The following is an 8273-nucleotide window of genomic DNA, read 5'->3' on the forward strand; positions in this document are numbered from 1 at the left end:
CCGCCGCCGCACCGGCAAGGGCCAGTTCATCGACATCTCCCTGAACGAGGGCGCCGCCGGCTTCTTCTGCGAGGCGATCATGGACTACAGCCTCAACGGCACGGTCCGCCAACCGATGGGCTCGCGCAGCCCCGTCCACGCGCCCCAGGGCGTCTACCCCTGCTTCGGCGAGGATAGCTGGCTCGTGCTCACGGTGCGCGACGCTGACGAGTGGCGCTCGCTCTGCAGCGTCATGGGCCGCGAGGACCTCGCCCTGCGCGCTGACCTCGCGTCCATGGAGGGCCGCAGGGCCGCCCATGACGAGATCGATGCCTCCATCCGGGCATGGTGCGCCGACCTCGACCACCGCGAAGCGGCCAGGCGGCTCCAGGCCGCGGGCGTGGCCGCTGGGCCTGTGCTGGCCAACTGGGAGGTCGTGACGGACCCGCACCTGCACCAGCGCGGCTATCTCGTACACATCGAGCACCCGGACGCCGGCGTGCTACCCTATCCCGGCTTTGGCTGGAAGCTGTCGCGCACACCGGCGCGGGTCCGCCGCCACGCGCCCATGTTCGCGGAGCACACTCGGGAGGTGCTGGGACAACTCCTGGGCATGTCAGAGGCGGAGGTGCAGCGCCTGTACGAAGTCAATGCCACCGCGGACGAGCCCCAGTACCCGGAAGGCAGCATAGCCGCCGGGATATAGCGACCGACGTCAACCGGCCAGGAGGAAGCGCATGACCATCCAAACGACGGGATATCAGGAGAAGACGATCGAGGCGCGCGGCTTGCGCTTCCATTACCTCGAATGGGGCCGGCCTACCTCACCGCCGATGATCGTGCTCCACGGCCTCACGGGGCTGGCGCGGATGTGGGACGTCTTCTGTGACGCCTTCCAGGACGAGTATCGCGTCTTCGCCCTCGACCAGCGCGGGCACGGAGACACGCAGTGGCCGGACCCGCCCTCCTACGCCGGCGACGACTACGTGGAGGACGTGCGCGCCCTTGCGGACCTCTGGGGCCTCGACCGTTTCGTGCTCATCGGCCTTTCGATGGGGGCTCACAACACCCTCGGCTTCGCCTCCAAGTACCCGGACCGCGTGGTGAAGGCGGTGCCGATCGATATCCCGCCGGCGATGCAACGGCGCCAGGAAGGCCCGCCTTCCGGCGAACGTCGAGGCGTCGAGCAGCCAGCGCAGACCGAGTTCGATTCCGTCGAGGAGATGTTCCGGCAGGCACGCCAGCTAAACCAGATCGCCTCCGACGAGATGATCCGGCACAGAGTGACCAACAACGCTCGCCAACTCTCGAGCGGCAAGTGGACCTGGAAGTACAGCCCGGACGCTCCGCGGCTCTGGCGTCCCGAGGACCTGTGGGACCGCCTGCCGCGCATCACGGCGCCGACCCTAGTCGTCCGCGGAGGTGTGAGCAACGTGCTGACACAGGAGGTCGCGGAGAAGGAGGCGGCCGCGATCCCGAACGGCCGCCTGGTCGTAATCGAAGGCTCCGGGCACCCCGTGCCCATGGACCGCCCGAGGGAGCTCGAGGCGGAGGTCAGGGCGTTCTTGCGCGAGTAAGCCTGGCCCGCGTCGGCGTCCGGCCGCACCTGGCGGCGAGCGCAAGCCCGAGTAGGCCTTCGAGCAGCGGGCGGGCCGAAGAGCCGCAGTCCTGAAGACAATCCCGGCCGGCTACAACCAGCGGCGCTCGCGATACCAGGCCAACGTCTCGCGCAGGCCCGCGTCGGGCAGGTAAGCAGGCTCCCAGCCCAGCTCGCGGGTTATGCGCTCGTGGCCGCAGACCCAGTACTGCTGCGCGAACTCCCTCACCCTGTGCCGGTTGAGGGGCAGGGCCCTGCGGATGACTGCGCTCGCGGCGCTGCCCGCCAGCCCGGCAACCGCATAGAGGCTGCCGGGCACCGGGACCATGAGAGGCTTGCGGCCCAGCACCTCGCCAGCCATCATCGCTAGCTTGCGCCAGGTGTGGCGCCCGCCATCCGAGATCGTGTAGATGCTCCCGGATTGCACCTCGCCCTCGAGGCAGCAGGCGATGGCGGAGGCGGCGTCTTTGACGTAGACCCAGGAGATCTGGTGCTGGCCATCACCGTACAGGGGCATGATGCGGAAGCGCACGAGCCGGTAGAGCGGCAGCAAGGCACGGTCCCGCGGACCGTAGATTACGGGGCAGCGCAGGGAAACGACGGTCATATCCCCGGCCCGGGCCAGGACCTGGCGTTCGCCCGCGAGCTTCGACTTGCCGTAGGGACTGCGCGGGCTGGGCTCCACCTCCATGGGGTCGTAGAAGGCGCCGTCGGGACTGGGGCCCTGGGCCGCCAGGCTCGAGATATAGACGAAGCGGTTGACGCCGGCGCGCGCCGCGGCCTCGACCAGCGACCGAGTGCCTTCCTCGTTGACCTGTCGGTACTCGCGCTCTGACAGCGCCGTCGTAAGCCCCGCGCAGTGGACCACGCCATCGACGCCCTCTACGGCCGCCTCGAGGGAGGCCGGGTCGCGGATGTCACCCTCAGCGCGCTGGAAGGCCAACCCGTCGATGAAGTCCGTGCGGCTGGTGCGCCGCAGCAGCAGCCGGAGGTCGTGCCCGGCCGCTGCCAGTCTGTCGGCCACGTGGGACCCGAGGAAACCGTTAGCGCCCGTAATCAGTACCTTCATCACCACCTGCAATCAGGGCCGGCGCCAGCCTTCCTCAGGACACCCAGTCCGACTCGCCTGGCAGCCGACGCCATGTAACTCGCCTGCACGTTCTACTCTTCTGCCAGGGATTCATGTCAGCGCCTTCTCGTAGATGCGGTAGCGCTTGTACACGTACGCATCCCAGTAGGGCATGATCGCGTTCAGGGCGCCGTTGTTCTCCAGCACCCAGGACATCTCCCCCCACTTGTAGCGCCCTTTCCTGCTGCCGAGGTAGAGCTCGTGGAGAAGCAGGAAGGGGAGGCCGACGAGGTCTCGCGAGCGCCGGAACTTTTGCTTCACGCCGAACAACAAGAGCCTGCCGGTCTCCAGCTTTCGCACTTTGAGCCGCCACACGAGCTTCAGGGCGTTCCAGGGGTTGAGGTAGCCGTGAAAGTCGCGGATGGCCTCGTAGAGGTTCGGCAGGCCCAGGATCATGCCCGCCGGCTCGCCGTTCACCTCGGCGATGATGCCGATGTTCGGGTCGGCGATGAGGCGCAGGTCGGAGGCCATCTTGTGTGCCTCGCGGGCCGTCGCGGGCACGTAGCCCCAGTTGTCTTTCCAGGCGTCGTTGTAGATATCGAGGAGGATATCGACATCCCGACGCAGGTTTCGCATGTCCACGGTGCGCACTTTGACGGCCGGGACGGAGCGCGCGGCCTCGACCACCTTCATCATGCGGGCCGGCGGCTCCTTGATGTCCCAGCGGTAGGCATAGAGGTCGATGGCCTTCGCGTAGCCGGCGCCCTCGACCAGGGCGCCGTAGTACGGCAGCGCATGCGTCATCGCGATCATCGGCGGATGCTCGAAGCCCTCTACGAGCATCCCTACCTCTTCGTTGACGCTGAAGTTCATCGGCCCGCGCGCACAGTCCATGCCTCGTTCCGCCAGCCAGCGTTCGGCGGCCTGGAAGAGCGAGGAGGCTACCTCCGGGTCGTCGACCGACTCGAAGAAGCCGAAAAACCCCGTACGCTCGCCGTGAAACTCGTTGTGCAGGCGGTCAATGTGGGCGCTGATGCGGCCCACGGGCTCGCCGTCGCGGAGCGCCAGGAACAGCTGGGCCTCGCCATGCTCGAAGAAAGGGTTCTTCCGGGAGTCGATTACCTCGCGCTGCAGGACGAGCAGGTTCGGCACCCAGGCCGGGTCCTCGCGATAGAGGCGCCAGGGCAAGCGAAGGAAGCGCTCCCTCTCGCGGCTGCTACCGACCTGTAATATCTCAAGTGCCATGCCTCGTCGATCCTACGGGAGCAGTCCCCTCGGCGCACGCCCGTCCGGCACCTCGCTCCCGGGCTCAGCCTGCCGAGACTTCAGTAGATGAGGTATCGACTGGGCGTCTTCTGCGGCGCCGCCCTGGCTGTGGCGGTCCTCCTGCTCCTACGGACGGACCGGGCTCCTTCCGCGCCGGCAGACGAAGGCCTTCCGGCGGATGCCGCCACGGCCGCGCTGCCGCCAAAGGACACCGCGCCTGAACTCGCCGTCCCCGAGGCGCCGTCCATAGCCATCGCCGTCACCCGCGAGAGCACGTTCGCCTGGCCCGCCACGGGCATCCTGACCAGCTACTTCGGCCTCGGCCACCCGACAGGGATCGACATCAGCCTCGATTGGGGGGAGGAGTCGCCGATTTTCGCCAGCGCGGCCGGAAGGGTGTCGTTCGCGGGCGGAAACGCGTGCTGCTCCTACGGCTACCACGTCGTATTGGAGCACGAAGGCGGGCTGAGCACGCTCTACGGCCACCTCTCGGAGATCGCCGTCCAGGAGGGGCAGGAGGTGCGCCAGGGTGACCTCCTTGGCCTGGGCGGCGACAGTGGCGCTGCGGACGGCAAGCACCTGCACTTCGAAGTGCAGGTGGACGGCGTGGCTGTGGACCCGCTGCGCTTCCTGCCGGCGCAGCAGGAAGTCCGCTTCGGCCCCAGGACCGACCCCGGCGACTGCCGCGACCGGGCCATCCGGGCCGACCCGGCTTCGACTGTGCGCGTCGAGTTCAAGCCGGCGGGACCCGGCGAAGCCCGCATCGTCGCCGCCTCGATAGCGCCGGAGGGCGCCGGGGCCGGCGCGCCATTCCCCGAACTGGTGGAGGCCGGTCCGCTTGCGCTGCAGGTCCGTTTCGAGCGGGCAGCCACCGCCAGCGGCCAGGCGGTGCGATTCCGCCTGGAGGCGACGATCGCCCGCGGCGAAACGCAGGAGACCTTCTTCTGCTGGCTCGACTTCCGCACGATGCGCACCCTGCCGAACTCGGACGCCACGATCGCGCGCTACCGCGCTCGCCAGCAGACGCCCACTCCCGTACCGCCCACACCAACGCCGACGATGTGGCGCCCCTCGCCCACGGCCCCGCCGCAGCGCGGCACGCCCGTGCCGCTTGGCGGCGGGTCCGCTCCAGGCGCCCAGCCAGCGCAGTCAGGCGGCCCCAGGCCGCTCGCCTCCCCAACGAGAGCGGCCGGCCGCTGATGCGGCCGGCCGCGCACTTCCCGTCGTGGGCCTGAGTCAATCCGTCAGGCCGGCATCTCCCGTGCTCGGAGGCGTGATCCGCGCGCCGGTGTTCGGCGGCCTGACGCCCACCCCGGCGGTGCCGCTCGGGCAGACCGACAGGTCGATCGAACCGAATGCGGCGCCGGAGGCCGCGGTGATCGTCACGATCCCGGCTGCCCCGCCGTCGGCGGTGTAGATGATGTTGGCCACGCCGCCGCGGGTGGGCACCTTGACGCTCGGGCTGCTGCCGCCGGGCGTCGGCGTCCCGGAGGTCGATACGAACTCGTCCTTCACGCTGCCCTGGCTGGCAAGGAAGGTGATCTCGGTGCCATCCGGCACCGGGTTGCCCAACGTGTCCTTTACCGTCGCAGCGACGAATACCCTACCCCCACAAGCCACTGTTGGCGAAGAGGCACGCAGGCCGATTAGTCCGGCCGTCGTGCTGGAACTGGGGCAGTAGTTCTGGACCGTAGCGTGGCCCAAGACCTCCTGCTCGACCGTGCCCGGTTGAGTCCGGCCAACGCTGACAATCACGGTCGCGCTCGGCATCGTGGGGAAGAGCTCAAGGATTGCCGTCGCGACCTCGGTACTGGCAGTGTTCGGGACGACGGTCAGCAGACCGTTGTCGACCGCAAAGTGGAAGCCAAACCCCGGCACTACGTGACCTGCCCTGTTCCGGACGCTGGCAGTGATGGTCGAACGCCCGTGGCAGTGGATGACGTTCGGGTCCGCGGTGACCACTACGGTGCAGCCGAGAGCCTCGAAGGTAGCCTGGCCCGGCGGAGGGCCGCAATTGCGCTCCGCTTCTGTCAGACCACTGGGCGTGGCCGTGGGCGCGGCAGACGTTGGTGTGGCGGTTGGTACGGGGGAGCAGGCGACCGCTTCGCCGCCCGGTATAGTCGAGCCGTCTTGTGTCGCGCTGAAGGCGTACAACTGCGTCGTGCACGCCGGCGCCGTGAACTGGAGGACTATCAGGATCTGGTCAGAAGCTCCATCAGCGTCCAGACCGTTCACGGCCGCCTCAGTCAGGGCGAAGACGTTCGGGAAACCGTCGCTGTCAGTCGGGCTTCCCTGACACACTTCGTCGTTGGCGTGCACTGCGAGGGCCCCGGTAGCTGTCGGAACCGTGTCGATAACGCCATTCGCGCCAGCAGTGGCACAGAGCAGGAGCGTCAGGTTGGCTCCGCCGGACGCGGGCAAGACCATGACGCTGAGCGCTTCGGTAGTCGTACCTGTGTCGTCGTCGCTGAAGCGCGCAACAATCCGAACGGAGTCGGTTGGAGTACCTGGAACGATAGTGTTCTCCAACGGGAAAAGCGACTGAGGATCAGCGGAAGCTGAAAGGGCGCCGAGTGCGATGGCGACGAGCCCGCCTAGAGCAGCGAACACAACCAACGCCTTGCTGCGAGAGGACTCGAGAACGGAATGAGTGGGGTGGCTCGGCCTCAAAACAAAGCACCTCCGAGTGGGGATAGCCAGGCTTCCCCAGGATTTGGGGGTCGCCCTGAGGGTTTCCGCCGCCCCGCCGCGAGGCGACGCAAACCACTAACCCCGCCGAAGGGCTACCACACACTATTAACGCCGCGCGGGGCGGTTAGGTTAACCGCCCCACCAGCCTTTAGCCGCGCTGAGTATAGGTAGGGCATTTCGGAACTGTCAACTTTATTCGCATAAGGGTTTCCCCGATATTGCGAAAAGCCGGGCAGCCCTGCCCGCGACGGAAGCATAGGCGCCCGTCCCGCGGGTCAGCACCATCCTGCTTCACGGATGTCCGGATGTCTGGATGCGCGAGTGTGTCCGAATTCCGCGGTTCCGCGCCTAGCAGGGTGTTGAAGAAGTGTAGGTGAGGAGGCGGTGCGTCCGTGTCGGCTGTCAGGAATCGGCGAGGGTGAGCGTGTGTCTGGGGGCGGGGTTTGCTTTGGAGTCGCGGGACGAGCGGGGCTGATTCTGTTACGCGGCCTGCGGGGCGGCCTCCAGTCGCACGACGCGCACGAGGTTGTAGGCGGCGGCCGTCACCTCCGCCCAAAGCCGGTTGCGGGCAAGGCCGATGAAGCGTAGCTTGCTGCCCCCGGCCACCGTCTTCACCCAGCCAAAGATCTCCTCCACCCGCTTGCGCACTTTCTGGCTGCGCTGGTAGCTCCCCCAACTGGTGGTGCGGCCGTCCACGGCGCTGCGCCGGCCGCTCTCGTTCTGGGCCACGTGCGGCGTAACCTGCCGCCGGCGTAGCTCCTGCACGAATTCGCGGCTGTCGTAGCCCTTGTCGGCGCCCAGGGTGATGCGCCTACGCCGTCTCTTCAGCCGGTCCAGCATGCGCAGTGCCGCCTCTCGCTCTGCCCGCCCCGTGGCCTGCGTGAGCTCGATGTCCACCACCAGCCCGTTGCGGTTCTCCATGAGCACGTGCCCGGCATAAGCCAGCCGCGCCCCCTCGCCACGCGCCTTCTTCGCCAGCCGCGCCTCCGGGTCCGTGCGCGAGACGTGCGTCTCGTTGCGCCGCCTCTGCCCCCGGAAGTCCACGCTCTGGTTGCGGCCGCCGCCCTCGGACCGACCGCCGCCATCCTCGTCGCGCCGCCGCATGCTCTTCATCGATGCCCAGGCATCGAGCAGGGTGCCGTCGACCGTGAAGTGCTCGGCGGAGAGCAGTTGCCGCTGCTCCGCTTCCTCACGCACGGCCAGGAAGAAGCGCCGGCTCACGTCGTGGTTCAGGAGCCGCTGCCGGTTCTTGGAGAAGGTGGAGTGGTCGAACACCTCCTCGGCGATCTGCAGGCCCAGGAAGTACTTGAACAGCAGGTCGTAGCGCAGCCGCTCGCAGAGCTGGCGCTCGGAGCGGATGGAGTAGAACGCCATGAGCAGCATCGCCTTGAGCAAGCGCTCCGGCGCGACCGATGGCCGGCCTAAGGGGGCATACATGCTGCGGAAGGTGGGCGAGAGCTTGGCCAGCGCCGCGTCGGCGAGGCGGCGCAAGGCACGGATGGGATGGTCTTCGGGGACGAAGGATTCTGGCGTGAGGGGAGTGAGCGCCCAGAGCTGCTCGTCGCGGTCGCCGCGCATGGGATGACCTCCTCGCTTTCCCCGCCAGCATCATCCTAGCCCCGCCCACGCCAACAATCGATCCCTTGCTCAGCCTTTTTCAACACCCTGCTA

General features: G+C 67.9%; 7 protein-coding genes. 3 read left to right on the forward strand and 4 right to left on the reverse strand.

Annotated elements, in window-relative coordinates:
- Positions 1 to 685 (forward strand): CoA transferase (locus VNN10_01085; protein HXH20591.1); only part of this gene is annotated, 685 nt, incomplete at its 5' end.
- Between the two features lie 31 nt (positions 686 to 716).
- Positions 717 to 1556 carry an alpha/beta hydrolase gene (locus tag VNN10_01090; protein HXH20592.1) on the forward strand — a complete coding sequence of 280 codons (840 nt, stop codon included), beginning with the start codon at positions 717 to 719 and terminating at the stop codon, positions 1554 to 1556.
- A 111-nt stretch (positions 1557 to 1667) separates the two neighbouring features.
- Here the strand turns inward: VNN10_01090 and VNN10_01095 are convergent, their stop codons facing one another.
- Together VNN10_01095 and VNN10_01100 are read right to left on the reverse strand one after the other, a co-directional pair.
- Positions 1668 to 2645 (reverse strand): NAD(P)-dependent oxidoreductase, encoded by a 978-nt coding sequence (locus VNN10_01095; GenBank protein HXH20593.1) that lies wholly within the window; start codon positions 2643 to 2645, stop codon positions 1668 to 1670.
- 111 nt (positions 2646 to 2756) lie between these two features.
- Positions 2757 to 3890, reverse strand: a complete 1134-nt coding sequence (locus tag VNN10_01100; protein HXH20594.1) for a hypothetical protein — start codon at positions 3888 to 3890, stop codon at positions 2757 to 2759.
- Between the two features lie 87 nt (positions 3891 to 3977).
- On the opposite strand from VNN10_01100, the gene VNN10_01105 reads away from it, so the two are divergent.
- Positions 3978 to 5111, forward strand: coding sequence for a M23 family metallopeptidase (locus VNN10_01105; GenBank protein ID HXH20595.1), 1134 nt, complete (start codon positions 3978 to 3980; stop codon positions 5109 to 5111).
- A 36-nt stretch (positions 5112 to 5147) separates the two neighbouring features.
- Here VNN10_01105 and VNN10_01110 read toward each other — a convergent pair whose 3' ends face one another.
- Complete coding sequence (locus VNN10_01110) at positions 5148 to 6338, reverse strand: hypothetical protein (protein ID HXH20596.1); 1191 nt, start codon at positions 6336 to 6338, stop codon at positions 5148 to 5150.
- A gap of 744 nt (positions 6339 to 7082) precedes the next feature.
- The gene (locus tag VNN10_01115) at positions 7083 to 8180 is read right to left on the reverse strand and encodes an IS5 family transposase (GenBank protein ID HXH20597.1); all 1098 of its coding nucleotides are present in this window, start codon (positions 8178 to 8180) and stop codon (positions 7083 to 7085) included.
- Positions 8181 to 8273 lie beyond the last annotated feature (93 nt).

The sequence above is a fragment of the Dehalococcoidia bacterium genome, assembly GCA_035574915.1.
Taxonomy (GTDB): Bacteria; Chloroflexota; Dehalococcoidia; order DSTF01; family WHTK01; genus DATLYJ01.